The following is a 25,352-nucleotide window of genomic DNA, read 5'->3' on the forward strand; positions in this document are numbered from 1 at the left end:
TCACAAAAGGATGCGCCTGAAACAACAAAGGCTGCCAGGGCAGCCTTTGCGTGATCGCAGCGATGGCTCAGCGTTCGCTGGCCAGGGCCAGTGCTTCGTTCGATGCCTGCAGCTCGATGCGCATCTGCGCGGCCATCTTGTCGAAGGCGGCGCGGCCGGCCTTGGAGACGGGGCGGGCGGCATCGGTGGCCTGGACGATGGTCATGGGATCGCGGTGCTCGCCGTTGACGCGGAACTCGAAGTGCAGGTGCGGGCCGGTGGCCCAGCCCGTGGAGCCCACGTTGCCGATGATGTCGCCCTGTTCCACGCGCTGGCCGCGCGTGACGCCGATGTGGCTCAGGTGGGCGTAGACCGTGGTGTGGTTGTTGGCGTGGTCCACGAAGATCACGTTGCCATAGCCGTTCTGCACACCCGCGAAGGAGACGGTGCCGTCGCCCACGGTACGCACCTTGGTGCCCGTGGCAGCGGCGAAGTCCGTGCCCAGGTGGGCGCGCCAGGTCTTGTGGATGGGGTGCATGCGCATGGCAAAGCCGCTGCTGATGCGCGAGAACTCCACGGGCGAGGTCAGGTAGGCCTGGCGGCGGCTCTTGCCGTCCATGGTGTAGTAGTCGCCCTTGGCCTTGCCTTCGTCCTGGAACCACAGCGCCTGCACGACCTTGCCGTTGTTGTGGAATTCGGCGCTGAGCACGCGGCCGGCGCGCAGCGGCTCGCCATCGGCTTCCAGCGATTCGTAGACCACGGAGAAGCGGTCGCCCTTGCGCAGGCTGCGGCGGAAGTCCACGTCGCCCTGGAAGATGTCGGCCATCTGCATGGCCACGGCATCGGGGATGGAGGCCGCGTCGGTGGCGGCGAACAGCGAGCTGCGGATGATGCCGCCGGCCAGGCGGGGCGAGGCCGTCAGCTTGCCCGTCTCGATGCGGGTGCTCAGTTCATTGTTCTTGCGCTCGACCACAAGGCGGCGGAAGCTGCCGTCCTCGTCGGGCGCCCAGCGCACGGTCAGCTGCGACAGCTGGTGGTCGGGCGTGGTCTCGGCCGTCACCAGGCGGCCGGCGCGGCCCAGCACATGCTGGCGAACCTGGTCGTTGCCGCGCATGAAGGCGGCGGCGGCCGGATCGGCCACGCCCAGGCGCTGGAGCAGGGTTTCGGCCGTGTCGCTGCCGCGCGTGTATTCGGAACGGTACAGGGACATGCCCTGCACGCTGTCGGTCAGCTCGGCCAGGGTCTGGCCTTCGGCCAGCGATTCCACGGGCGTGGAGAGCATGCGCACCGGCAGGTCGGCAGGATCGGGTCCCAGGTTGGCCACGGCGAAGGCGCCGCCGCCGCCCGTGAGCAAGATGGCTGCCAGTGCTGCGGTGACACGCTTGGGGTGTTGCTGGATCACGGAGGTCAGCCGCGCAACAAGAGCACCGCTGGCATGGTTCAAGCCATATTTCACAACATCAGATCCTTGGGTTGCGCGCATCCGGCCCTGCGGGGGCCGGACAGCATCGCAGCGGCGGGATACGCTCTCCAGACGGGCAACAAGTCCGCGCTCTGCGGTGCGGATAGGCGGGCGTCTAGAATTCGCCGCAGCGGGAAAATCCCCGGAGTATACCGACGCAGTCCTACGCGGCCTGGCGAAAAACCCTTATGAATCAATCTGCTGTTACAACATACCCGGTCACCGACGGTGTAAGCCAAGCGCTTGAAACCACCCTGCGCGGCGTGGATGAGCTGCTGCCCCAGGCGGACTGGGTGCAAAAGCTGGCCCGTTCCGAGGCCACCGGCGTGCCGCTGCGCATCAAGCTGGGCCTGGACCCGACGGCGCCCGACATCCATCTGGGCCACACCGTGGTGCTCAACAAGATGCGCCAGCTGCAGGACCTGGGCCACCAGGTGATCTTCCTGATCGGCGACTTCACCACCCTGATCGGCGACCCTTCGGGCCGCAACAGCACGCGCCCGCCGCTGACGGCCGAGCAGATCAAGGTCAACGCCGAGACCTACTACACCCAGGCCGCCAAGGTGCTGGACCCCGCCCGCACCGAGGTGCGCTACAACAGCGAGTGGTGCGACAAGCTGGGCGCGCGCGGCATGATCGAGCTGTCGGCCAAGTACACGGTGGCCCGCATGATGGAGCGCAACGACTTCCACCAGCGCTTCACCGACGGCAGCTCCATCAGCCTGCACGAGTTCCTCTACCCGCTGCTGCAGGGCTATGACTCGGTGGCGCTGCGCGCCGACCTGGAGATGGGCGGCACGGACCAGAAGTTCAACCTGCTCATGGGCCGCCATCTGCAGCAGGAATACGGGCAGGACACGCAGTGCGTGCTCACCATGCCGCTGCTGGTGGGCCTGGACGGCGAGCACAAGATGTCCAAGTCCAAGAACAACTACATCGGCATTACCGAGGACGCCAACACCATGTTCGCCAAGGTGCTGAGCATCTCGGACACGCTGATGTGGAACTGGTACACCCTGCTGTCGTTCAAGAGCCTGGCCGAGATCGCCGCGCTCAAGGCCGAGGTGGAAGGCGGGCGCAATCCCAAGGACGCCAAGGTGCTGCTGGCCAAGGAAATCACGGCGCGCTTTCACAGCGCGGCGCTGGCCGATGCGGCCGAGCAGGATTTCAACAACCGCAGCAAGGGCGGCATTCCCGACCAGATCGACGAGGTCAGCCTGTCGGGCGCGCCGCTGGGCATCGGTGCCCTGCTCAAGCAGGCCAACCTGGCGCCCTCGACCAGCGAGGCCAACCGCCTGATCGACGGCGGCGGCGTGCGCGTGGACGGCACGGCCATCAGCGACCGGGGCCTCAAGCTCGAAGCCGGCACCTATGTGGTGCAGGTGGGCAAGCGCAAGTTTGCGCGCGTGACGCTGGGCTGATGCCCGCGCCGGGCCATGCGCCCGGCTGCACAGGAATGAAGGACGCCGGCATGCCCGCGTCCTTTTTTTCATCGCCGGGCCGCCCCAAGATGAAAACGGCCCTCTCGGGGGAGCGTGGGGGCATTTTTCATGCCGGGGGCGATTCGACGGTTTCGCGCGTGACCTCGGCCTGCTCCTGCAGCCACCGGCAGAAGGCGGCCACCTCGGGACGCGCGGCGCTGCGCGGGCCCACGATCAGCCAGTAGGCCAGCGGCGATTCCAGCCGGTGCGCGGGCAGCACCTCGACCAGGTCGCCAGCCGCCAGCGCATCGGCCACCAGCGGCAGCCGCGCAATCGCCAGGCCCTGGCCGGCCAGGGCGGCCTGCACGATCTGGTGGGCGTAGTTGAAGTACAGCCAGCGCGGCGGCTGCAGCTGGTCGCAGCCCTGCACGCCGAACCAGCGCTGCCAGCCCAGCCATTCCAGCTGGGGCATGCGGTGGGCGTCGCCGGTCTCGATCAGCGTGTAGCGCGCGGCATCGGCCGGCGTCCTGAGCGGCGGGCCGCCGGCCAGCAGGCGCGGGCTGGCCACCACGGCCAGCTGTTCGCCGAACAGGCGCTGCGCCTGGGGCCAGCCGTCGCCCGCGCGGCCGTAGCGCAGGGCCAGGTCCACGTCGGTGGTATCCAGGTCCATCACGGTGTCGCTGGTGTCGATGCGGATGTCGATATCGGGCCAGGCGCGCTGGAAGGACTCCAGGCGCGGGATCAGCCACATGGCGGCAAAGCTGGCCCAGGTGGTGATAGCCACGCTCTTGCGGCCCACGGTCTGGCGGATCTGGCGCACCGAGGCGTCGATCTGCTCCAGCGCGGGCGCCACCGAGCGTAGCAACTGGGCGCCGGCCCCGGTCAGCTCCACGGCGCGCGTGTGGCGCAGGAACAGCGGCACGCCGACTTCATCCTCCAGCGACTGGATCTGGCGGCTCACGGCCGACTGCGTCAGCGACAGCTCGTCGGCGGCCGCGCGGAAATTCAGGTGCCGGGCCACGGCCAGGAAGGCACGCAGATGGCCGGCTCCGATGGCGCGTGTGCGCAGCAGGGGAACGGGTGCAGTGGTGGCATGGGGCATGGCGCCGCCAGCATACGTCAATCGTGTGACCGGCCGCAGCCCTTGGCGGGCAGATAATCGGCGGCGTTGCCGGCACAGGTTCTGGCGTTTTGGATGAATCACCTATGACAGCACCTCTGGATCTCGTCATCATGGCCGCGGGCAAGGGCACGCGCATGAAAAGCCGCCTTCCCAAAGTCCTGCAGCGCCTGGCGGGGCGCCCGTTGCTGGGCCATGTGCTGTCCACGGCGGCGCAGCTGGATGCGCGCTCGGCCGTGGTGGTCACGGGCCACGGCGCGGACCAGGTGGAGCCCGCCATGGCGGCGGCCTGCCAGGGCGGCTCCATGGCGCTGAAGTTCGTGCGCCAGGAGCCGCAGCTGGGCACGGGCCACGCGGTGCAGCAGGCCGTGCCCGCGCTGGCGGGCGACGGCATGGTCATCGTGCTCTCGGGCGATGTGCCGCTGACGCAGGCCGACACGCTGCGCGCCCTGGTCGATGCGGCCGATGGCCAGCGGCTGGCGCTGCTGACCGTGCGCCTGCCCGATCCCACGGGATATGGCCGCATCGTGCGCGGCGAAGACGGCACGGTGCAGCGCATCGTCGAGCAAAAGGATGCCAATGACGCCCAGCGCGCCATCCAGGAAATCTACAGCGGCATCATGGCCGTGCCGGCCCGCCACCTGGCCGGCTGGCTGGCCCGCCTGACCAATGACAACGCCCAGGGCGAGTACTACCTGACCGACGTGGTCGCCATGGCCGTGGCCGACGGGGTGCCCGTGGTCGCGCACTGCATTGCCGACCCGGTGCAGGTGGCGGGCGTCAACAGTCCGCTGCAACTGGCCGAGCTGGAGCGCGCCCACCAGGGCGCCCAGGCCCGCACGCTGATGGAGCAGGGCGTGCGCCTGGCCGACCCCGCGCGCTTTGACCTGCGCGACGACCCGCGCACGGGCCGCGCCGCACGCCTGGCCTGCGGGCAGGATGTGGAGATCGACGTGGGCTGCATCTTCAGCGGCCATGTGGAGATTGGCGAAGGTGCGCGCATCGGCGCCTATTGCAGCATTGCCAACGCCACGATTGCGGCGGGCGCCGTCCTCCATCCGTACACGCATGTCGATGGCGAGAAGGCCGGCGTCAGCGTGGGCGAGGGCGCCCTGGTCGGCCCGTTTGCGCGCCTGCGCCCCGGAGCGCAACTGGGCCGCGAAGTGCACATCGGCAACTTCGTCGAGGTCAAGAACTCCGTGCTGGCCGATGGTGCCAAGGCCAACCACCTGGCCTACCTGGGCGATGCCACGGTGGGCGAGCGCGTCAACTACGGCGCCGGCTCCATCACGGCCAACTATGACGGCGTGAACAAGCACCGCACGGTGATCGAGGCCGACGTGCATATCGGCAGCAATTGCGTGCTGGTGGCGCCCATCACCATTGGCGCGGGTGGCACGGTGGGCGGCGGCTCCACGGTCACCAAGAGCACCGAGCCCGGCGTGCTCACGGTATCGCGGGGCAGGCAGGTGAGCATCACCAGCTGGAAGCGCCCAGTCAAACTGCCCAAGTCCTGAGACTTCCGAGACACGTGGGCTCGAGGGCCCGCATCGCCGGCGGGTCCCGTACGGGGTACGCCGATTTGCCGAATCTCCTGACCCTGTCCATGCCATGACGGAACCTTTCGCACCCCATCCGCCCCCCGACCCCGCCGCCGACCTGCAGGGCCCTCCCCGCACGTTGCAGGATGCGCTGGAGCGCCTGGCCCAGCGCGAGCAGGAACTGCAGGCCCTGCGCGCCGCGCAGCAGGAATGGCTGCATGCGGTGTCGCACGACCTGCGCGCGCCGCTGCGCCATGTGCTGTCCTTCGGCCCCCTGGTCGATGAGCTGCTGTCGCAGGCCGCGCCTTCGCCGCAGGAGCTGCAGGAGGCGCACGGCTTCCTGCAGACCATGGACCAGTCGGCGCGCCGCATGGGCGGCATGCTCGACGGCCTGCTGGCCCTGTCGCGCGCCGCGCGCACGCCCATGCAGTGGCAGCCCGTCGCCTTGCAGGAGCTGCTGGAGCAGGCGCGCACGGCGGTGCTGGCGCAGCCGCGCTGGGCGGCCTGCGGCGCTGCGGCGCGGCTGCAATGGAGCCTGCCGCAGCAAAGTCCCGCCGTGCGTGCCGACGCGGCCCTGCTGCGCCAGGTGCTGGAGGCGCTGCTGGACAACGCCGTCAAGTTCACCCGGCCCGTGGACCAGCCGCGCATTGCCATCGATGTGGAGCGCCATGCCGACGGCGGCATCACGCTCAGCGTGACGGACAACGGCGTGGGGTTCGACCCCTCGCGTGCGGGAGCGCTGTTTGGCATCTTCCAGCGCATGCACCGCGAATCCGAGTTCCCCGGCCTGGGCACGGGCCTGGCCCTGGTGCGCGGCGTGATGCGCCGCCACGGCGGCGAGGCCACCATCCGCGCCACGCCCGCGGGCGGCTGCTGCGTTTGCCTGAACTGGCCCGGCGGCGAAGTGCGGCGCGCCGATCGCGGGCTCTGAGACCGCCTGCCGCTGGCGCCTGCCCTCAGATCAGCGTGTCGTCCGGCTCGGGCTGGTGCGTGTGGCGGGAGTCCCTGGTGTCCGGGCCCGTGTCGGAGCCAGTATCGGGGTCTGTGTCCGAGCCTGTTCCCGCTCGGGCAGGCGCGCTGCCGGCCATCAGCGGCGCGGCGGGAATCACCTGGTCGCGCCCGGCATCCTTGGCGCTGTAGAGCGCGCTGTCGGCCGCATTGATCCAGTCCTTGACCGACAGAAAACTCGGGTCCGCCGCCGCCACGCCAATGCTGGCGCTCACGCGCAGCTGGGGATGCTCGCGCACGCGCAGCTGGCTCAACTGGTTGCGTATGCGCAGCGCCACCGCATAGGCGTCGTCCAGCTGGGTGTGCATGCACAGCACGGCGAACTCGTCGCCGCCATAACGGCCCGCCGCGTCGTGCGAGCGCAGGCAGTGCCGGATGGTCAGGCCTATGGCCTGCAGCACCTCGTCGCCCACGGTGTGGCCAAAGCTGTCGTTGATGCGCTTGAAGTGGTCTATGTCCACGATCAGCAGGCAGGCCGAGGCCTGCGTCTGCCGGTAGTCGCGCAGCGCGGCGCGGGCCTTTTGCCACCAGTAGTCCCGGCTGTACAGCGTGGTCAGCGGGTCGATGCGGCTGAGCACCTGCAGCTTCACGTTCTGGCGCGCCAGCTTGCGCACCAGCTGGCGCGTGGACCAGCTGGAGAACACGCTGTGCAGCAGGAGCAGGGGCAGCATGCTCAGCTGCACGGCCAGGCTGGCCTCCCAGTCGGGCGCGGGCCGCAGCAGCAGGGCCACCAGCGCGGCGGCCAGCAAGGTGGCCACCAGCGATTGCAGCCAGCCGTCGCGCGTAGCCGTGTGGTTGCGGTCGGCAATGCTGATGGCCAGCAGCGCAATGCTGGGCAATGCGCAGAAATGCATCACGGGAATCCAGCTGCCGATGATCAGCGCGTCTATCTGCAGATTGGCGTGTTCGGCGCGGTGGCTGTCACGGCTGTGGCGGGCGTGCAAAAAGGCGATGTGCGGCCAGACCAGGGCGCTCACCAGCACAAAGCCCCAGACCGCCGGGCTGGCGCCCATCTCGGTCATGGCCGTGCCCACGACGAGGCCGCCCAATGCCATGCTGGAGACGCGCAAGGGGTAGGTTCGGCGATGGATGCGCTGGCGCAAGGACATGGCGGTGCGAGCCGAGTGCGCGCCGATTGCCTAGCGCGTCAGAAAGTGTTGTTGCATCAATTTGTATCATTGTCCCCGTGCGTGCGCAACGCCTTAAAGTTTAACGTTGCCCAAAGTTGGCGTTCGGGACACATTGCAGGCCTCTTGTCCTACGCGGGCCCGATGCAGCGTAGCTTCCTGATGAGCACAAATACTCACAAAATCAAGGCTCCTGGCCTCATTCGGCGGCTGTTCCGGGATTTGTGGATGGCAGCGGCATGGCGGTGGAAAACTTGGCGCGCTTGACGCTGAAAAAACTCTTGACATTGCGCACGTTGGCGTCGCCCGTGAATAGCGCGCGGCTCAACTCCAGGTAGGCCGGCATGTCGGGCGCGGCCACCACGAGGATGAAATCAGGCCCGGCCGACACGCGCCAGCACTGCTGCACGGCGTCCAGCGCCACGGCGCGGCGCTCGAAGCTGTCCAGCGAATCACTGTCCTGGCGGTCCAGCGAGACTTCCACGATGGCCTGCAGCCCGTGGCCCAGGGCGGCGGCCAGGCGTTCCGGCTGGAGGATGGCCACCTGCCGCTCGATCAGCCCGGTCTCCTGCAACCGCCGCACGCGGCGCAGGCAGGTGGGCGGCGACAGCTGCAGCAGCGCGGCCAGGGCCTGGTTGCTGCGGCTGGCATCAACCTGCAGCAATTGCAGCAAACGCAGATCGATGGCGTCCAGTTCTATGGAATTTTGTGTCATTGAATTCTATGAATTGAAATAATATTTCTTGCGCTGGTTTTGATGAAATATTAGTTCAATAGACAAAGAAATTTGGCGAGAAATTTCTTTTCAACCTGCGTAGCATCCGTCGTCATCTCGAAACAAGGAGCTTGTCCATGTGTGGCATCGTCGCAGCGGTTTCCTTCCGCGATATCGTCCCCGTCCTCGTCCAGGGCCTGCAGCGCCTGGAATATCGCGGCTATGACTCCTGCGGCGTGGCCGTGCAGGCGCTGGACGCCCAGGGCGTGCACAGCCAGGGCCTGCAGCGCGCCCGTTCCACGGCGCGCGTGGCCGAACTCATGGCCCAGGTGCAGCAGGACAAGGTCATCGGCCACACCGGCATTGCCCATACCCGCTGGGCCACGCATGGCGAGCCGGCCGTGCGCAACGCCCATCCGCATTTCAGCCACGGCCCCGGCGTCTCGCCCGTGGCCGACACCGACCAGCCGGCCCGCGTGGCCCTGGTGCACAACGGCATCATCGAAAACTACGAAGCCCTGCGCGCCGAGCTGCAGTCCAAGGGCTATGTCTTCGCCAGCCAGACCGATACCGAGGTCATCGCCCACCTGGTGGACAGCCTCTACGGCGGCGACCTGTTCGAGGCCGTGCAGGCCGCCACGCAGCGGCTGCATGGCGCCTTCGCCATCGCCGTCATGCACAAGGACGAACCGCAGCGCGTGGTCGGCTCGCGCGCCGGCTCGCCGCTGATCCTGGGCGTGGGCCAGGACGGCGCCGAACACTTCCTGGCCAGCGACGCCATGGCCCTGGCCGGCGTGACCGACCAGATCGTCTACCTGGAAGAGGGCGACATCGTGGACCTGCAGCCCGGCCGCTACTGGCTGGTGGGCAAGGGCGGCGAGCGCCTGGCGCCCGAGCAGCGCCCCGTACGCACCGTGCACGCCCACAGCGGCGCGGCCGAGCTGGGGCCCTACCGCCACTACATGCAAAAGGAAATCTTCGAGCAGCCGCGCGCCATTGCCGACACGCTGGAAGGCGTGCAGGCCATCGTGCCCGAGCTGTTCGACGGCGCGGGCTCGGACGGCAAGGCCGGCACCTCGGCCTGGCGCGTGTTCAAGGAAATCGACCGCGTGCTCATCCTGGCCTGCGGCACCAGCTACTACAGCGGCTGCACGGCCAAGTACTGGATCGAAGCGCTGGCCGGCCTGCCCTGCAGCGTGGAAGTGGCCAGCGAGTACCGCTACCGCACCAGCGTTCCCCATCCCAAGACCCTGGTCGTCACCATCAGCCAGTCGGGCGAGACCGCCGACACCCTGGCCGCGCTGCGCCACGCGCAGAGCCTGGGCATGAAGCACACGCTGACCGTCTGCAACGTGGCCACCAGCGCCATGGTGCGCGAATGCGAGCTGGCCTACATCACGCGCGCCGGCGTGGAGATCGGCGTGGCCTCCACCAAGGCCTTCACCACCCAGCTGGCGGGCCTGTTCCTGCTGACCCTGGCCCTGGCGCAGTCGCAAGGACGCCTGAGCGAGGAAAAGGAGCAGCAGTACCTGGCCGCCATGCGCCACCTGCCCGTGGCCCTGCAATCGGTGCTGGCGCTGGAGCCCCAGGTCATCAGCTGGTCCGAGGACTTCGCCAAGCGTGAGAACGCGCTCTTCCTGGGCCGTGGCATCCACTACCCGATTGCGCTGGAAGGCGCGCTCAAGCTCAAGGAAATCAGCTACATCCACGCCGAGGCCTATCCGGCGGGCGAGCTCAAGCACGGCCCGCTGGCCCTGGTGGACAGCGCCATGCCCGTGGTCACGGTCGCGCCCAACGACGAGCTGCTGGAAAAGCTCAAGAGCAACATGCAGGAAGTGCGCGCGCGCGGCGGCGTGCTCTACGTGCTGGCCGATGCCAAGACCAACATCGAAAGCAGCGAAGGCATGCACGTCATCCGCATGCCCGAGAACTACGGCGCCCTGAGCCCCATCCTGCACGTGGTCCCGCTGCAGCTGCTGGCCTACCACACGGCCTGCGCACGCGGCACCGACGTGGACAAGCCGCGCAACCTGGCCAAGAGCGTGACGGTGGAGTGAGGCAAAGGGCCGGGGGCAGCAGGGCGCAGGTCGTGACCTGCCCTGGTCCTTCGTTGCCCCTGTGCGAAATGTCCGTCGGACACCCGGCGGCTGGCCTACCTGCGGTGTCGCAACATGGGGCTGCGCACGCTCTGGCCGGTCCTACGGCTGAGCCGCATGCCTGGTCCCACACTGGTTACCAGCGCAGTGCATATCTGCGCTGCAGTCGGGCGCTTCGTTTGACGCGCCTCTTTGACCACCATGTGAAGGAGATACCCATGGCTCAGCAAAACGACCAGCAACAGCAGCAGCAAAACAACCCGCAGCAGCAGAACCCGAACCAGCAAAACCCGGGACAGCAGCAGCAGGACAACCCCCAGCACAAGCAACCTGGCCAGAACCAGCCAGGCCAGCAGCAGCCCAATCAGCCCCGCTGACGGGCTGGGCGGCGTTCCGTTTGACGTGAGGATGGAACCATGAAACAGCTTCTTCCCACGAGAGGCCCGCGGCATCCGGTCCATGTTCCCATGCAGATGGGGCAACCCATCACGGACAGGAACTACAGCCAGATGCAGTGCAAGGCGAACGTCCGCCAACAAGGGCAGCCTTTGCGCCAGCCACAGCAACGCTGATTGATCGCAGCCAGCGCTGGTGCAGCGCTCCCTGGAACCGGCCGCCTTCGGGCGGCTTTTCCGTGTCGAGGGCCTGCCCCTGGCCGGGGCCGCCGGAGATCTCCCCGCAAAATGACGCCTTTCCAGCATCAACCCCCAAGGATTTCAACGATGACACTGCAGCGCCCCTGCTTCGTTTTGCCGACCCTGGTGCTCGCCCTGGGATTGTCAGGGTGTGCCGCGCCGCCTTCCAGCGGGCAGCTCGAGAAGGAGGAAGCGGAGCAGGCAAAGACGCTGTGGGTGATCAGCGAAGCCTTGAAGGCCAACATGGCCGTGGTGCTGGTGGCTGATCTGACGCCGCACAAGTCGCTGGCCGACGCCGATGGCATGTCGAAGTGGACTCCCAACGTGGTCTGGACCCATGAGGACAAGCCGGAGATCGTGTTTGGCCGCAAGTTCCAGAACAACGCGCTGCAGCGCGACCCCAAGACCACCTATCTGTTCAAGGCCTTCGAGGTCCATGTGCTGCCGCCGGGCAAGTACCTGATGACGGGGGGTGACGACTACCGGCTCAATGCCCAGCTTGACCAGCTGGGCGCCAAGGCCGGGGCCACCGGCGCAGGCCGCGGCACCCTTGGAACGGCCACGTTGTCGCCGGAAACCTATCGCCAGTTCTATACCGAGATGAACTGGAAGGAGGGCACGACGCACTCGCAAAGCCGGATCGAGAAGTACTGCACCACGGTTCACCGCGCCTCTGGCAATTGCGTGGCCTGGGGCGAGCGCATGGTCACCGACAGCACGCCGGGCATGGCGGCGGGCTACTACCAGGACACGGATTCGCGCGACATTCCCGCACTCAAGGTCCAGGTGCGCGTGCCGCCCAGGCAGGCGCTGGCCAGCTTCACGCTGGAGGGCGGCCAACTGGTGCTGAGCCAGCGTTCGCACCTGAAGACGCCCAGCTACCAGTTCCGCCAGGCCGGCTGCCGCAAGGTGGCGGCCGAGAAGGTGGAATGCCCGCTGGAAGACTTCACCGTCCACACACTGCCGCCGCCCATGGAGTTCACGCGCAACTATCTGGCCACGCGCGCCAATCTCAACGCCGAGCAGGAAAAGCTGATGGCACGCCTGGTGCCCATGCAGGTCACCACGCTGGGCCGCCAGGGCGCGGCCGACCCGGTGTGGGGCACGCCGATCTCGCTGCGCAAGGGGCCATGAAGCCGGGGCGCAGCCGGCGCCCGCCTATCGGCGGCGCCGGGTTGCGCACCTTCGCTGAAAGGCTCGCATGCTTGAAGGAGCCAGCCAGCCTCAGTACTTGAACCTGGCACTCACCATCAGCGTGCGCGGGCTGCCGAAGCTCAGCAGTTGCGCGTTCGGCGTGGTGCCCTGGACGTAGTCCTTGTCCAGCAGGTTCTTGATGGCCAGGCTCAGGCCCCATGACTTCGCTTCATAGCCCAGGTTCAGGTCGAGCAGGGTGTACTTGGCCAGGTTGACGAAGGCCGTGCCGCGCTGCGCCGTGCGGGCGCCCTGCATGCGCAGGCCTGCGCCCATGTTCCAGCCCAGGCGGTCGGGGTTGAAGTAGTACTGCGTGAAGACGGAGCCCGCGTTCTTGGGCACATGGTTGATGCGCTTGCCGATTTCGCTGGCCGTCAGGCTTTGGGAGGTCCGGGCCGAGGGGATGTAGCTGTAGGCGGCCGAGACATTCCATTGCCGCGTCAGCGAGGCGACGACTTCCGCTTCGAAACCCTTGGTGGTCTGCTCGCCGGTCTGGACGGCGTAGCCCAGGGTGGCGTCGTTCTCGGTGACGTTCTTGCGCCGCAGGTCATACACCGCCAGATAGCCTTGCACGCGCCGGTCCAGGGCCTGGAATTTCACGCCCAGCTCGGTCTGCTTGCCTTCCTCGGGATTGAGCAGCGTGCCGTTGATGCCGGCATCCGTCACGGGCATGAAGGAGGTGGAGTAGCTGACGTAGGGTGCCAGGAACTCGCTGGCCTGGTACATCAGCGAGGCGCTGCCCGTGAAGGCGGTGTTGCTGTTGCTGACCGAGCCGCCGGCCAGCCTGTCCTGGATTTCCACGCGCGTCCAGTCATGGCGGCCATTCAGGCCGACGATCCATTTCTCGTCGATCTTGATGGTGTTGCGCAGGTACAGGCCCACGTACTGGCTGTAGGTCAGGTTGTGAGAGGGCTTGCCCTCCTTGATGGAGGTGACGCCATAGACCGGGTTGTCGGCGTTGAAGGGGTTGATGTTGTCCACGCGCTGGTAGTAGTCGCTGCGCTCTCGCATCATGTCGATGCCGGCGGTCAGCTCGTAGTTCACGCGGTCGAATCGGAAGTTGCGCTGCAGGTAGTTGTCCAGGGCGATGTTGACGTCCTGCTTGTCCTGGTAGTTGATCTGGCGCGCCACCAGGGGAAACCTGGCATTGGCCGCCGCAAAGACCGAGTTGCTCAGGCTGCTGCCCTTGGTGAGCGCGAAGTTCTGGCGGAACACCCATTCGTTGTCGAAGTAGTGCGCGTAGTTGGCGCCCAGGCGGTAGGAGTCCACCTCGTAGCTGCGGTCGGGTTCGCCGATGAAGACATTGCGCCCGTACTTCTCGTAGTTCTGCGGAATGCCCTGGTTGCGGATGTAGTTGCGGTGCTGGTAGCTGGCGATGACGGACAGCTCGTTCCTGCCGTCCAGGTCGAAGTTGTACGAGCCCGCCAGGTACTGGTTCTTGAAGTAGACGTAGTCCGTGGGATCGTTCTGGTCGGACGCGCGGCCCACGATGCGAAAGGCGCCCTTGCGGCTTGCGTCGGGCGAGTAGTTCAGGTCGAAGTTGGCCTCCTTCAATCCATAGCTGCCCACGCTGATGCCGGCGCGCGAGAACGACTCGGCCTGCGGGCGCTTGGTGGTCAGGTTGACCAGGCCGCCCGGCAGGGCCAGGCCGAAGCCCACCGAGGTGGGGCCCTTGACCACTTCGATGGAGCCGATGCCGAAGATGTCCTCGGAGCGCAGCACATTGGTGGAGGTCTGCGCCCGCAGGCCGTCCACATAGGTTTGCGCGCTGGAGATCTGGCCGCGGATGATGAAGTCATCCCAGCCGCGCCGGCCGTACGAGCCGGACGCCACGCCGGCCACGCTCTCCAGCGCCTCGGCCACGGACCTGACCTGTTTTTCCTCGATCTGCCGCTGGGTCACCACGCTGATGGACTGCGCGGTCTCGAACAGCGGCGCATCGGAGCGCAGCACGCCCGTGGTTTTGCGGGCGACGAAGTTGTCTTCGTTGTTCTGCTGCTTCTCGGCCTGGATCTGCACGGTTTCCAGTTGCGTGGACGGTGCGTCGGCGGCCTGGGAGAAGGCCATCACGGGGATGGCAGCCAGGGCAAGGCACAGGCAGGAGCGGGGCATGCCGGCAATGGCGGGGAGGGTATGGAAGGAGGAAGGCATGCGCAATGGCCAGTCAATAGAGGAAAAAAGCGTTTGGCGGGGCGTTCGGCGAGGCGATAAGCGGGGAGATAAGTTCATGGAGGTGATGCGTGATGCGTGATGCGCGGCATCGCATGCGGCTGCGGGCCGGGACAGACACAGGAAAAGGAAAGGCCGGGGGCGGGGCTGGCGCCCGCTCAGAACTCGACCGTGGCGCGCAGCAGCACCTGGCGTGCGTCGCCCATCGAGATGAAGTAGGTGTTGGCGCTCGACGGGTAGTAGGTGCGGTCGAACAGGTTCTTCACGTTGAGCTGAAAGCGCGTCCTGTAGCCGTTGATCCGCGTGTCATACGTGGCAAAGGCATGGGCCACGGTGTAGCCCGGCAGCCAGAAGGAGTTGGCCGAGTCGCCGGGCCGCCTGCCCACGTACTGCAGGCCGCCGCCCACGCGCAGCCGGCCCTCGCCCAGCACATCGCCCAGCCCATCGCCCAGCACACCGCCCAGGACCTGGCCAAAGTCGTACACGGCCGACAGCGAGGCCGTCTGCCGCGCCACGTTCCACAGCTGGTTGCCCTGGTAGAGCGGGTCCTGCGTGGTCTTGGCATCCACATAGGCAAAGGCCGCGATGGCGCTCCAGTGGCGGCCCAGCTCGCCGGCCACATCCACCTCCAGCCCGCGCGATCGCGCCGCGCCCGAGGTGCGCCAGTCGGTCAGCTTGGTGGCGTCGTTGAACTGCGAGACCAGCACGTTCTTCTTGCGGATGTCGAACAGCGCCAGCGTGCCGGTGAGCTGCCCTGGCAGGTCCAGCTTGGCGCCGGCTTCCCAGGACCGGGCTTCCTCGGGCGCCACGCCCGAGTCGATCACGGTGCCGCTGGCCAGCGGCGCGATGGTGGAGGTGGGCCTGAGCGACTGCGAGTAGTTGCCGTAGAGCGACAGGCCGCTGGCCAGTTGATAGACCAGGCCGGCGCGCGGCAGCCAGGCCGTGCCGTCGGCCTGGGTGTTGGCCTTGAACGGGCGGCCCCGGCCGGCGGTCTGGCGCCAGGTCTGGTAGCGCAGGCCGGTGGTCAGCACCCAGCGGTCGCCCAGGTGGATGGCGTCCTGCAGGAAAAGCGACTGGTTGTGCAGCTGGTCCCTCTGGTCGCTGTCGCTGGCCGAGACGGTGGCCGAGGGCTGCTCCAGCCCATAGACGGGGTTGGTGTAGCTGAAGGTGGAGGTGACGGCCTGGCGCAGCAGGTCGGAGCGGTAGATCAGCCGGTACTCGGCATCGGCGCCGAACTGCAGGTCATGGCGCAGGCCCGCCAGCTGCACGCTGCCGTCCACATAGGCCGAGCCATAGCTGTCGGTGCTGAGTGCGCCGTGCGTGGCGTCGTTGCTGCGCTGCAGGGTGCCGCGCGCGGTGTTCACGCCGTTCACGCGCAGCTGGTTGGCGTCGTAGATCTCGCGGTTGTAGCTCAGGTTCAGGTGGGCGGCCCAGCCGCTGCCCAGGCGGTGGTCCACGGAGAGCTGGGCCAGGTGGGTCTCGCCCGTCATCTGGTTGAAGGGCTCGTCCAGCCGGCGCGTGGCCGGAAGGTCCAGCGGGCGCCGGGTGACCGGGTCCAGCGCCGTGCCGCGATCGAAGGGCGTCAGGTACTTGCGGTACTCGTACCAGAGCACGGCCTGCGTGTCGTCGCCATACCAGGCCAGCGACGGCGCCACCAGCGTCTCGCGGTGCTGGCCGAAGTTGCGCCAGTAGTCCTCGTCCACATGGTCGACGACCAGGCGGTAGGCCAGACCGTGCTCACCGATGGGGCCGGTGGTGTCCAGCGTGGCACCCGTGCCGTTGCGCCCGCCCGCGTAGCCCGAACCCTGCAGCGACAGCGCCGTGCGCTGGCGCAGCTGCGGCTTCTTGCTGACCACGTTGATCACGCCGCCCGGGTCCATGAGGCCGTACAGCAGCGAGGACGGGCCCTTGATCACTTCCACGCTCTCGGCGGCGGCGTTCATGCCGCGCCCCTGTACCAGGGGCATGCCGTTGTGCATGACGGAGCCGTCGCGGTTGGTGCCGAAGCCGCGCTTCATGATGGTGTCCTGCGTGCTGGCCAGGGTGTTGCCCTGGGTGACGCCGCTGACATTGGCCAGCGCCTCGTCCAGGTTGCGCGGGCGCTGGTCGCGGATCACCTGGGCCGGCACCACGTTGACCACCTGCGGGATCTCCAGCACGGGCGCCGTGGTGCGCAGGCTGGAGGCATCGGGCGTGGGCTGGTAGCGCTCGTCGGCATCGACCGGGGCAGGGGCCGCCCGGGCCACGACGCGCACGGCGGGCAGCTCGGTGGCGTCGGCCGCTGCAGCGCCGGCCGTGGCGGGCATGGCCGCCTTGCGCACGATGAATTCACCCGCGCCGCCTTCCACCGCCTCCAGCCCGGAGCCCGCCAGGATGGCCGCAAAGCCCGCGCCCACGGTATAGCTGCCGCGCAGGCCGCCCGACTGCCGCTGGCGCGTGCTGGCCGGGTCATAGGACAGGGCCACGCCTGCGGCCGCCGCAAACTGGCCCAGCACCGAGGCCAGCGGGCCGGCCCCGATCTCATAGGCCCTGGCGGCCTGGCGGGTCTGCGCCAGGGGCTCGGCCGCATGGCCGGGGGCCGCACATGCCACCGTCGCAGCCAGCAGGCAGGTCAGCGCCGCGCGGGCGGGTGTCGGTGTGAAGGGCGTTTGCATTCGGGTTTCCTGGCCATGAACAGCGGTGAGACAAGGGCTTTCATGAAGGGAGCCGAACGAGATCGCAGAAGATGAAAATGCGCCGCGAAGTTTTTTGTGCGGCATGGGGAAATGGCTGACCCTGGCTGGCCCTGGGCTGGCCCTAGACGGGCACCAGGGTCAGCCAGTAGCGCGACAGGCCGGCCGCGCGCACCGGGAAGGCGCGCGTGATGACGGCCAGCGCCTTGTCCGTGTCGGCCAGCGGAAACACGCCGGACACGCGCAGGCCGGCCACGGCCGGGTCGCAGGCCAGGCGGCCGGGCCGGTAGCGTGCGAGTTCGCGCACCACGTCCTCCAGCCGCCAGCCGTCCACGATGAGGCTGCCGCCCACCCAGCTGACCAGGGCCGGGTCGGCGGCCTGGGCGGGCAGCATGCCGTTGCGGCTGAAGCTGGCCTGCTGGCCGGCCTGCAGCCGCAGGCTGCGGCTGGGGTCCTGCAGGGGCTGGATTTCCACGGCGTCCTGCAGCACGCTCACCACGGTGTCACCGCCCTCGCCACCCTCGCTGCGCACGGTGAAGCGCGTGCCCAGCGCCAGGATGCGGCCCTGCGGCGTGTGCACCATGAACGGGCGGCCATCCTTGGCGCCCGCGCCGGGCCCGGCCAGGGAATGGGCGGTCTGCACCAGGATCTCGCCCTCGCGCAGCACCAGCAGCCGGCGCGTGGGGTCCATGGACACATCCACCGAGGTCCGGGTGTTCAGCGTCAGCTCGGACCCGTCGGCCAGCGTGACGGTGCGCCGCTCGCCCGTGCCGGTGCGGTAGTCGGCCAGCCAGGAGCGCACGCCGCCCTGCCCGCCGGCCAGCTGCCATGACAGGCCCGCCACGGCCCCGCTGCCCACCAGTGCGCCGATGCCGCGCAGCACCCGGCGGCGGCTGCGCCGGCTGGCCTGCAGCGTGGAGGCGGCCAGGTGGCCCGGCACGCGCTGCAGCATGGACTGCAGGGCGTCGAAATGCCGCCATGCGCGCTGGTGCTCGGGGTGGGACTCATGCCAGCGCTGCCAGGCGGCACGGTCGGCGTCGGTGGCATCGCCGGAGCAAAGTCGGGCGTACCAGGCAATCGCTTCCTGGCGGATGCGGGCCTGTGCCTGGGCTGGGGTGGTGGTGTGGGTGGGCGGGTGTGCAGCCGCGTCCACGGCGCTGTCGCTGTTCGAGGGCAAGGCCGTCATGCGCCGTCTGCCACGATGAGGTAGCAGTGCTCCAGCGCCTTGAGCATGTAGTTGTTGACGGTGCGCACGGTCACCTGCAGCCGGGCGGCGATCTGCGCATAGGTCAGGCCTTCGAGCTGTGAGAGGATGAAGGCCTGGCGCACGGCGGGCTTCATGCCGTCGAGCATGGCGTCGATGGCCACCAGGGCCTCCAGCACGATGGCCCGCGCCTCGGGCGAAGGCGCCTGCGGCTCGGGCAGTGCGGCCAGCGACTCCAGGTAGGCCCGCTCCAGCGCCCGGCGCCGGTGAAAGTCCACCACCAGGCCGTGGGCGATGGTGGTCAGGTAGGCGCGGGGGTCCACCGGGTCCGCCCGCTCCTTGCGGCCGAGCAGGCGCACGAAGGTGTCGTGGGCCAGGTCGGCGGCATGGTGGGAACAGCCCAGTTTTCTGCGCAGCCAATCGCGCAGCCATCGGTGATGGTCACGATAGAGCGACTGGACCTCGTTGTGCAGCGCGAATTCGCCGGATGACATGCTGACCCCCACAACCGCAAAGATGAATCCCCTGATATCAATGACTTAATGCGATTGGTTCTCATTTTAACCAAGGGGTCGTCCGGGCTGCACGGGTGGGTATTGGCAGGCCCCGGCGATCGGTGCTTGCCCGCAGGTCACCAGGTGTGCGCGTAGCTGATCTTCAGCACCGTGCCGGCCGCTGGCAGGCGGCTGGTGTTGTTGTTGCTGCGCAGCAGCTGGCTGTAGAGCGGGAAGTACTGGCGGTTGAACAGGTTTTCCACGCCCAGGGACACGCGGTTCTTGGGGTCGATCTTCCATTGGCTGATCAGGTCCACCGTGGTGTAGCCCCGCGTGTCATAGCGGCCAAAGCCGGTCTTGCCGTCCAGGCGGTAGTCCTTGGCGGCATACGAGGTTGCCTGCAGGCGGTGGCTCCAGCGGGCATCGGGCCGGTACTCCACATAGGCCGTCAGCTTGAGCGGTGGGATGCGAAAGCCCGTCATGTCCTGGTAGCCGCTGGCGGCCTGGGGCAGCTCGCGACCCTTCATCCAGGTGAAGCTGCCGCCCGCGCTCCAGTGGTCGTCATCGCTGAAGTAGTCCAGGCCGCCTTCGATGCCGTGGATCTTCTCGCGGGTGCGCAGCAGGGACAGGCCGTTGTTGAAGCTTTGCACGGCGCCCAGGTTGGAGCGCGACTGGAAGACGCTGAGATTGGCCATCGCGTTGGAGAACTTGGCGCGCCAGCCCATTTCATAGGTGTTGGTCTTGACCGCCTGCAGGTTGGAGTTGCCCAGGTTGAAGGCCGGCGTGGCATTGCGCACCACCACGCCGATGTCCGGCAGCTCGAAGCCCTGGCTGTACGAGGCATAGAACTCCTGGCCCTTCACCGGCGTGAAGACCGTGCCCAGGTTGTAGGTCCAGGCGTTGTACTGGACGGTGCCGCCATTCACGGACTGGGGGTTGGGCACCCGCGATTGCGACAGCGGCGTGAAGTCGTTGAAGCTGGCCTGGGCGCGGTCGTAGCGCAGGCCGCCTTCGGCCGACCATTGGTCGCTGAACTGGTGCTGCAGCTGGGCGAAGGCGCCGATGCTGCGCGTGGTGACCGGGGGCATGTAGACCAGGCGGCCGGTCTTGTTGAAGACCAGGCCGCCGCTGGCGTCATAGGCCCTGGGGTCGAAGATGTCGATGGGCATGTCGGTGCGCTCCTGGTGGAAGTCCGCTCCCCAGATCAGCAGGCTTTTCTTGCTGGCGCCCAGCGGCGTCTTCAGTGTCAGGCGCCCGCCAAAGACCTCGGAGTTCTGCATGGACTGATCGACATTGGCGCCCCGCACCGGCACGGCGCGTGCGTCGAAGGGTGCAAACCGCGTGAAGAAATCCCGGTAGTAGAGCTGGGCGGCCAGCGTGCTGCCTGCGATGTCCCGGTTCTCGTAGTCCAGGCCCAGCATGGTGTTCTTGATCTGGTTCTGGTCGGCCAGCACCAGGCCCTTGATGGGGCGGGCCGCCGCCGTTCCGGCCGGCAGCCGCGCCACCGACGGGTCGGAGGCGTAGTCCGTGTCCTGGGCCGCGTTGTAGTGGCTGGCGGTCAATTGCAGGCGCTGATCGGCATCGAGCTTGAAGCCGATCTTGGCCGAGGCGTTGTAGATGTTGGAGTCGAACAGGTCGCCCTGGCTGGGCTCGGGCGCAATGCGGCTGCCCTTGGCGTCAAAGGCACCGCCCATGTGTTTTGCGCCCAGGCTCACCGAGTAGTCGACCACCTCGCCGCCGCCGGACAGGTAGTGCTGCACCTCGCCGCCCAGCCCCGCGCCGCGCAGGCGCGACAGGGGGGCCGAGCCGGTGACGATGGTCTCGGCCCGCGTCTCGCCAGAGGGCCGCTTGGTGCGGATGGAGACAATGCCGCCCGCCGCACCGCTGCCGTAGATGGCGCTGCTGCCGCGCAGCACCTCGATCTGCTCGATGTCGGCCGGGTTGATGTTGGCCAGGTTCCTGGACGAATCGCGGTTGGTGTTCAGCGGAACGCCGTCCACCAGCACCAGCATGTTGCGGCCCCGCAGCGTCTGGCCGTAGTCGGTGATGGTGTGGCTGGAGTCCGCCATGCCAGGCACCACCTTGCTGAGCATGGTGGCCAGGCTGTCCGAGCCCTGGCGCAGCTGCTCCACCTCTTGGCCTTCCAGAATCGTGACCTGCCGCGAGGGCGCGACCAGGTTGTTCTGCGTGCGCGCGGTCACCGTGATGGCGGCAAGTTCCGTGGCCTCTGCTGCGGCTGGGGCTGCGGCCGGCGCTGCGGGCACGGCCGCTGCAGCGGACGGCGCCTGGCGGGCCGCCGCAGGCAGCTTCTCCAGCGCATAGTTGCCCGCACCCACGCGGCGTGCTGTCCAGCCTGACGTGTTCAGCAGCTGCGCAAAGCCGTCCTCCACGGAGAACGTGCCGGACAGGCCGCGTGTCTCCATGCCACCGAGCTGCTGCAGGTCCATGCCCAGGTTCACGCCTGCCTGTGCGGCAAAGGCCATCAGCGCCGGGCCCAGCGGACCCGGCTGGATCTGGTAGCTCCGGGCAGCGGCGCTGGCAGCCGGCTCGGCCGCCTGGACTGGCAGCGCGTGCAGCAGCAGCGAGGTGCTGACGGCCAGGGCCGCCAAGGCGGTGGCGCGCAGGCTGGCGCGTGGTCCGGCGGTGGAAGAAGGGGAGTGCATGGTGTTCTGTCCTCTGGGCGGTCGATGAAAGTGCTTTTCACACCCCTTGACAGGCGAGAGTGAAAAACCGGACAGCCCTGGCAGAAAAAAATCCAAATCAGCGCCGCGCCACCGTCACCCAGTACCGGCTGCGCTCGTGCACGCGCACCGGCAGGGTCTGGGCCAGCAGGGCCAGGATGCGGTCGGTGTCTTGCAACTGGTACGTGCCGGAGACGCGCAGGTCGGCGACATCGTCGTCGCACCGCACAAAGCCTTCGCGGTAGCGCGACAGCTCGGCCAGGAAGTCCTGCAGCCGCAGGTTCTCGGCATAGAGCACGCCCAGCGTCCAGGCCGAGTCCCGCGCCGCCACCGGGCGGGTGGCGCTGGCGCCATGGCCGTCGAAATGCAGTTGCTCGCCCGCATGCACCACCACGGCCTTGGCCGATGCTGCCGGCGTGACGCGCACCGCGCCCTCCAGCACGGCCAGCGCCGTGCCGTGCTCCAGCTTGCGCACGATGAAGCGCGTGCCCAGGGCCTGCATCTGGCCGTCGTCTGTCTGCACCATGAAAGGCTGGGAGGCGTAGGGCGGGGCATGCGCGGTCTCGACCAGGATTTCCCCCGCATGCTGGCGGATGCGCCGCGCCGTGCCATCCATGCGCACGCTGATGGCCGAGGCCGTGTTCAGCTGCACGCGGCTGCCATCGGCCAGCGTGACCGCGCGGCGCTCGCCCCTGGCCGTGCGGTAGTCGGCCGTCCAGTCCTGCCAGGGCAGGTGGCGCCAGGCCAGCCAGCCCAGCGCGGGCGTGGCCAGGGCCAGCACCGCCGAGCGCAGCAGCTGGCGCCGTGCGGCCGAGGGACGCGCGCGGTTGAGCGTGGCCATGCCGATGGCGCCGGGAACGGCGTTGAAGCGGCCCTTGAGCTGCTCGGCGCACTGCCAGATCTGTTCATGCCGGCTGCTCTGGCTGCGCCAGCGTGCCAGCTCGGCCTGCTCGGCGGCGCTGAAGTCCGAGGCGTGCCTGCGGGCCAGCCAGCGGGCAGCCTCGTCCAGGATGCGTGCGTCTGCGGCCTGCATGCTCAGCGCTCCAGCATCACCAGCAGGCATTGCCGAAAGCCCTGGGCCATGTAGCGCGTCACGGTGCGCACGCTCAGTTGCATGTGGGCGGCAATGTCCTCGTAGGACAGGCCTTCGAGCTGGGACATGAGAAAGGCCGTGCGCACCTTGGCGGGCAGGGCGTCCAGCAGCGCATCGAGCTCCTGCAGCGTCTCCAGCAGGATGGCCCGCGCCTCCACGGACAGCACGGTGGCCTGGGGCAGAAGGTGCAGGGAGGCCAGGTAGGCTTGCTCCAGCGAGCGGCGCTCCAGGTGGTTGACCAGCAGCCGCCGGGCCACCGTCGTCAGGTAGGCGCGGGGCTCCTGGATGTCCTCGATGGCCTGTGTCCTGGCGCTGACCCAGATGCGCGTGAACGTGTCCTGGGCCAGGTCGGCCGCATCGCAGCGGTTGCCCAGCCTGCGCTGCAGCCACGCGACCAGCCAATGGTTGTGCTGCGCGTACATGCTGCCCAGAGCCTGGCTGGCGCCACTGTCGGTGGATGGATGCACGTGCCGGGCCTTTCCTCTTGTGCGTCAAAGAACTCCCGGTATTTTATCCAATTGATATGAATTCTCATTTGCATTGGCTGCAGGGTCCGTGCTGCGATTCATGACCATGCTGCAGCGGCTGCTGGCCAGGGCGCGGATGGCATTTCTGCTGTCGCAGCTCGATGGCCTGATAAATGCCGGGACCATGTGCCGCGCCCATGTGCCGCGCCCATGGACCCGCTGGACCTGCACGCTCTCGTGCCCGGCCATCCCTCGCTCAGGCCATGAGCCCGAGCAGCCAGTCGGCATATTCCGCCGATGTGGTCGTGGTGCCGGGTGGGGGATTGATGCGCACGGCATCAGCCGCCTCGGCCATGGCGCGCACATCGCTGGGCGTGTGGCCGAAGGCGGCACGGAAGGCGCGGCTGAAATGCGCCTCGCTGGCAAAGCCCAGGCGTGCGGCCACCTCGGCAATGCGCAGGCGCCGGTAGGCGGGATTGAACAGCGTGTGGAAGGCCCGCTGCAGACGGCGCTGCTGCACATAGCGCATCACGCCGCCCAGGGGCTCGAAGAGGTGGTAGAGCCGGTGGCGCGAAATGCCGAAGCAGCGGCACAGTGCCTCGGGCGAGAGCGGCGTGCCCAGGTTCCGCGCGATATGGCGCTGGATGCGCTCCAGCGTGGCGGCATGCACCTCGGCGCGGGCTTCGGCCAGGGTGCGCTGGCTGGGGCGCAGGCAGGCGGCCAGCATTTGCAGGGTGGCGTGCACCACGTCATCGGCCTGCGCCGGGCCGATAGAGGGCAGGCGCCGGTGCAGTGCGCCCAGGTGGTCTGCCAGCAGGCCGCCGAACAGGCTGTCGGCGGCCAGCACGGTGCCGTGGGTGCCCGGGCCCGGGGACCCGCAGGCAGCCTCGCCCAGCCTGCGGGGAACGATCAGCGAGAGCACATGGGAATCCTGGGCCACGGTGTGCTGGGTGCGGGCCATGTCGAAGACGACCACGTCACCGGGGCGGACCCGCAGTTCGCTGCCGTCGCCATGCTGGCCCACGAAACCCCCTGCGCGGTACCACTGCACCAAGTAGTGGTCCAGGCCGTCGTGGGCGGCGCGTGCCTGGCCGCGCGAGAAGCGCTGCGCGCCGAAGCGCAGGTCGCCCAGCAGCAATTGGCCCAGGTGGACCGCATGCACCGAGGCATGGAAGCGCCCTGGCGACGCGCCGCGCTCCAGCGGCGCCACGTCGAAAAGCACGGAGATGCTGCTGCGCCACGCCTCGAAGCGGTCTGCCTGCGCCAATTGGTCGGTGGCGAACGTCGTGCTGGGCAGGGCTGTGGCTGGGGGCTGCATTGCGAGGTATCAGCGCAGTAAAAGACAGGATCTGGCAGGACAATCCCGCACGGCGCGGGGTGTTGCCGTGGTCGCCAGGCCGCAACTATACAGGCGCCCCCGGCTGTGTTTCGCAGGAGTCGCGAAGGCGGCACGATGCGCAACAGGGAGCCCGCGGGGACCGGCTGCCGGCCATGCTGGAGCCGGGTCGACGCATCGCAGCTGTCGCTGCGCGGCCTAGGTCAATCCGCCGCCGCCAGCCCGTCGAACGTGGTGCTCGTGACCCAGTCGATGATTTGCGCGTGCGTGTACTGGCCCGATTCCTTGAGCAGGGCCACCACCGGATCGCAGGCCCGAGCGAACAGCGTGTAGAGCACCAGCTCGGGCGGCAGCGCGGGCTGCAGCTGGCCGCTGGTCTGGGCCTCGGTGATCCAGATGCTCAGGCGGTTGCTCAGGGCGATCAGCCGGTCCATGTAGGCATCGTTGGATTGCAGGGAGGCGCTGAGGTTGGAGTTCTGCGCCGGCAGGGAGGGCATTTCGCCTTCCAGCTGGGTCTGCATGGCCCAGCACGTCACGGCCTTGAGCTGGTCCAGCGGGCGCACCGGCGTGCCGGCCTCGGCGGCCTGGGCCGCCGTGTCGCGCAGGCCGTCCACAAAGGCCAGGGCGCGGTCCAGCACGCCCACCATGGCGGCGCCCGCCAGTTCTTCCTTGGAGGTGAACAGCTTGTACAGGCTGGCCTTGGCCATGCCGGCCTCGGCCGCGACCTCGTCCACCGTCATGGCGTCGTAGCCCTTGGTGGCCAGCAGCCGGTTGACGGCCGCCACGATGGCCTGCTCGCGCACGCGCTGTATCTGTTCTTTGATGGAGGAGCGGCTAGTCATAGCGATATTTTAGACCTCGCAGGTCATATCTGATACCAAATAGTACAAAGCGGGTATGTTTGGTTTATAGTTTGAACTCATCAGTTCACGATTTGGTCT

General features: G+C 68.1%; 19 protein-coding genes. 6 read left to right on the plus strand and 13 right to left on the minus strand.

Translation table 11 applies throughout. From position 1 onward, the window contains the following. Positions 1–67: 67 nt before the first annotated feature. Positions 68–1,462, minus strand: coding sequence for a peptidoglycan DD-metalloendopeptidase family protein (locus ACUTR7_RS19960; protein WP_012207703.1), 1,395 nt, complete (start codon positions 1,460–1,462; stop codon positions 68–70). Between the two features lie 167 nt (positions 1,463–1,629). Between ACUTR7_RS19960 and tyrS the strand changes: the two genes are divergently transcribed. Then, positions 1,630–2,862 carry a tyrosine--tRNA ligase gene (gene tyrS, locus ACUTR7_RS19965; RefSeq protein ID WP_012207702.1) on the plus strand — a complete coding sequence of 411 codons (1,233 nt, stop codon included), beginning with the start codon at positions 1,630–1,632 and terminating at the stop codon, positions 2,860–2,862. A 127-nt stretch (positions 2,863–2,989) separates the two neighbouring features. On the opposite strand, the gene ACUTR7_RS19970 is transcribed toward tyrS, so the two are convergent. Next, on the minus strand, positions 2,990–3,964 hold the full coding sequence (locus tag ACUTR7_RS19970; RefSeq protein WP_012207701.1) for a LysR substrate-binding domain-containing protein: 975 nt from the start codon (positions 3,962–3,964) through the stop codon (positions 2,990–2,992). Positions 3,965–4,068: 104 nt separating this feature from the next. Here ACUTR7_RS19970 and glmU point away from each other — a divergent pair, with 104 nt between their 5' ends. Next, the gene (glmU, locus tag ACUTR7_RS19975; RefSeq protein WP_445609632.1) at positions 4,069–5,499 is read left to right on the plus strand and encodes a bifunctional UDP-N-acetylglucosamine diphosphorylase/glucosamine-1-phosphate N-acetyltransferase GlmU; all 1,431 of its coding nucleotides are present in this window, start codon (positions 4,069–4,071) and stop codon (positions 5,497–5,499) included. A 94-nt stretch (positions 5,500–5,593) separates the two neighbouring features. After that, positions 5,594–6,454, plus strand: coding sequence for a sensor histidine kinase (locus ACUTR7_RS19980; protein ID WP_445609633.1), 861 nt, complete (start codon positions 5,594–5,596; stop codon positions 6,452–6,454). Between the two features lie 25 nt (positions 6,455–6,479). Here ACUTR7_RS19980 and ACUTR7_RS19985 read toward each other — a convergent pair whose 3' ends face one another. Together ACUTR7_RS19985 and ACUTR7_RS19990 are read right to left on the minus strand one after the other, a co-directional pair. Continuing rightward, positions 6,480–7,640 (minus strand): diguanylate cyclase, encoded by a 1,161-nt coding sequence (locus ACUTR7_RS19985; RefSeq protein WP_445609634.1) that lies wholly within the window; start codon positions 7,638–7,640, stop codon positions 6,480–6,482. Positions 7,641–7,857: 217 nt separating this feature from the next. Then, positions 7,858–8,373 (minus strand): Lrp/AsnC family transcriptional regulator, encoded by a 516-nt coding sequence (locus ACUTR7_RS19990; protein WP_097205653.1) that lies wholly within the window; start codon positions 8,371–8,373, stop codon positions 7,858–7,860. Between the two features lie 137 nt (positions 8,374–8,510). Here ACUTR7_RS19990 and glmS point away from each other — a divergent pair, with 137 nt between their 5' ends. The 3 genes from glmS (at position 8,511) to ACUTR7_RS20005 (ending at position 12,238) form a co-directional block, all read left to right on the plus strand. Next, positions 8,511–10,430 carry a glutamine--fructose-6-phosphate transaminase (isomerizing) gene (gene glmS / locus ACUTR7_RS19995; RefSeq protein ID WP_013800458.1) on the plus strand — a complete coding sequence of 640 codons (1,920 nt, stop codon included), beginning with the start codon at positions 8,511–8,513 and terminating at the stop codon, positions 10,428–10,430. Between the two features lie 257 nt (positions 10,431–10,687). Beyond that, complete coding sequence (locus ACUTR7_RS20000) at positions 10,688–10,846, plus strand: hypothetical protein (RefSeq protein ID WP_016448437.1); 159 nt, start codon at positions 10,688–10,690, stop codon at positions 10,844–10,846. A 345-nt stretch (positions 10,847–11,191) separates the two neighbouring features. Continuing rightward, positions 11,192–12,238 carry a hypothetical protein gene (locus ACUTR7_RS20005; RefSeq protein ID WP_063328508.1) on the plus strand — a complete coding sequence of 349 codons (1,047 nt, stop codon included), beginning with the start codon at positions 11,192–11,194 and terminating at the stop codon, positions 12,236–12,238. 90 nt (positions 12,239–12,328) lie between these two features. Here the strand turns inward: ACUTR7_RS20005 and ACUTR7_RS20010 are convergent, their stop codons facing one another. The 9 genes from ACUTR7_RS20010 to ACUTR7_RS20050 form a co-directional block, all read right to left on the minus strand. After that, positions 12,329–14,446, minus strand: coding sequence for a TonB-dependent siderophore receptor (locus tag ACUTR7_RS20010; protein WP_202760287.1), 2,118 nt, complete (start codon positions 14,444–14,446; stop codon positions 12,329–12,331). Between the two features lie 176 nt (positions 14,447–14,622). Further along, the gene (locus ACUTR7_RS20015) at positions 14,623–17,118 is read right to left on the minus strand and encodes a TonB-dependent siderophore receptor (RefSeq protein WP_445609635.1); all 2,496 of its coding nucleotides are present in this window, start codon (positions 17,116–17,118) and stop codon (positions 14,623–14,625) included. Between the two features lie 142 nt (positions 17,119–17,260). After that, a complete protein-coding gene (locus tag ACUTR7_RS20020) occupies positions 17,261–18,322 on the minus strand; it encodes a FecR domain-containing protein (RefSeq protein ID WP_445609636.1) in 1,062 nt (353 codons plus the stop codon). Then, complete coding sequence (locus tag ACUTR7_RS20025; RefSeq protein WP_012207690.1) at positions 18,319–18,834, minus strand: sigma-70 family RNA polymerase sigma factor; 516 nt, start codon at positions 18,832–18,834, stop codon at positions 18,319–18,321. The genes ACUTR7_RS20020 and ACUTR7_RS20025 overlap by 4 nt, the downstream gene beginning before the upstream one ends. Before the next feature lie 137 nt (positions 18,835–18,971). After that, positions 18,972–21,497, minus strand: a complete 2,526-nt coding sequence (locus ACUTR7_RS20030) for a TonB-dependent siderophore receptor (RefSeq protein ID WP_445609637.1) — start codon at positions 21,495–21,497, stop codon at positions 18,972–18,974. 97 nt (positions 21,498–21,594) lie between these two features. Further along, positions 21,595–22,548, minus strand: a complete 954-nt coding sequence (locus ACUTR7_RS20035; RefSeq protein ID WP_445609638.1) for a FecR domain-containing protein — start codon at positions 22,546–22,548, stop codon at positions 21,595–21,597. Between the two features lie 2 nt (positions 22,549–22,550). Beyond that, positions 22,551–23,030: a sigma-70 family RNA polymerase sigma factor gene (locus ACUTR7_RS20040; protein ID WP_051941123.1), complete on the minus strand. Its 480-nt coding sequence runs from the start codon at positions 23,028–23,030 to the stop codon at positions 22,551–22,553. Positions 23,031–23,331: 301 nt separating this feature from the next. Further along, positions 23,332–24,393 carry a helix-turn-helix domain-containing protein gene (locus ACUTR7_RS20045; protein WP_445609639.1) on the minus strand — a complete coding sequence of 354 codons (1,062 nt, stop codon included), beginning with the start codon at positions 24,391–24,393 and terminating at the stop codon, positions 23,332–23,334. Positions 24,394–24,614: 221 nt separating this feature from the next. Beyond that, entirely contained in the window at positions 24,615–25,253 is a 639-nt protein-coding gene (locus ACUTR7_RS20050) for a TetR/AcrR family transcriptional regulator (protein WP_445609640.1), read from the minus strand. Positions 25,254–25,352: the final 99 nt, after the last annotated feature.

This window comes from Delftia sp. NA_296.1 (assembly GCF_052692095.1).

What these genes read in the sequence shown, in the direction of transcription:
- ACUTR7_RS19960 (WP_012207703.1), bottom strand. Translation starts at nt 1,462, where the DNA reads ATGCGCGCAACCCAAGGATCTGATGTTGTGAAATATGGCTTGAACCAT.
- tyrS (WP_012207702.1), top strand. Translation starts at nt 1,630, where the DNA reads ATGAATCAATCTGCTGTTACAACATACCCGGTCACCGACGGTGTAAGC.
- ACUTR7_RS19970 (WP_012207701.1), bottom strand. Translation starts at nt 3,964, where the DNA reads ATGCCCCATGCCACCACTGCACCCGTTCCCCTGCTGCGCACACGCGCC.
- glmU (WP_445609632.1), top strand. Translation starts at nt 4,069, where the DNA reads ATGACAGCACCTCTGGATCTCGTCATCATGGCCGCGGGCAAGGGCACG.
- ACUTR7_RS19980 (WP_445609633.1), top strand. Translation starts at nt 5,594, where the DNA reads ATGACGGAACCTTTCGCACCCCATCCGCCCCCCGACCCCGCCGCCGAC.
- ACUTR7_RS19985 (WP_445609634.1), bottom strand. Translation starts at nt 7,640, where the DNA reads ATGTCCTTGCGCCAGCGCATCCATCGCCGAACCTACCCCTTGCGCGTC.
- ACUTR7_RS19990 (WP_097205653.1), bottom strand. Translation starts at nt 8,373, where the DNA reads ATGACACAAAATTCCATAGAACTGGACGCCATCGATCTGCGTTTGCTG.
- glmS (WP_013800458.1), top strand. Translation starts at nt 8,511, where the DNA reads ATGTGTGGCATCGTCGCAGCGGTTTCCTTCCGCGATATCGTCCCCGTC.
- ACUTR7_RS20000 (WP_016448437.1), top strand. Translation starts at nt 10,688, where the DNA reads ATGGCTCAGCAAAACGACCAGCAACAGCAGCAGCAAAACAACCCGCAG.
- ACUTR7_RS20005 (WP_063328508.1), top strand. Translation starts at nt 11,192, where the DNA reads ATGACACTGCAGCGCCCCTGCTTCGTTTTGCCGACCCTGGTGCTCGCC.
- ACUTR7_RS20010 (WP_202760287.1), bottom strand. Translation starts at nt 14,446, where the DNA reads ATGCCTTCCTCCTTCCATACCCTCCCCGCCATTGCCGGCATGCCCCGC.
- ACUTR7_RS20015 (WP_445609635.1), bottom strand. Translation starts at nt 17,118, where the DNA reads ATGCAAACGCCCTTCACACCGACACCCGCCCGCGCGGCGCTGACCTGC.
- ACUTR7_RS20020 (WP_445609636.1), bottom strand. Translation starts at nt 18,322, where the DNA reads ATGACGGCCTTGCCCTCGAACAGCGACAGCGCCGTGGACGCGGCTGCA.
- ACUTR7_RS20025 (WP_012207690.1), bottom strand. Translation starts at nt 18,834, where the DNA reads ATGTCATCCGGCGAATTCGCGCTGCACAACGAGGTCCAGTCGCTCTAT.
- ACUTR7_RS20030 (WP_445609637.1), bottom strand. Translation starts at nt 21,497, where the DNA reads ATGCACTCCCCTTCTTCCACCGCCGGACCACGCGCCAGCCTGCGCGCC.
- ACUTR7_RS20035 (WP_445609638.1), bottom strand. Translation starts at nt 22,548, where the DNA reads ATGCAGGCCGCAGACGCACGCATCCTGGACGAGGCTGCCCGCTGGCTG.
- ACUTR7_RS20040 (WP_051941123.1), bottom strand. Translation starts at nt 23,030, where the DNA reads ATGTACGCGCAGCACAACCATTGGCTGGTCGCGTGGCTGCAGCGCAGG.
- ACUTR7_RS20045 (WP_445609639.1), bottom strand. Translation starts at nt 24,393, where the DNA reads ATGCAGCCCCCAGCCACAGCCCTGCCCAGCACGACGTTCGCCACCGAC.
- ACUTR7_RS20050 (WP_445609640.1), bottom strand. Translation starts at nt 25,253, where the DNA reads ATGACTAGCCGCTCCTCCATCAAAGAACAGATACAGCGCGTGCGCGAG.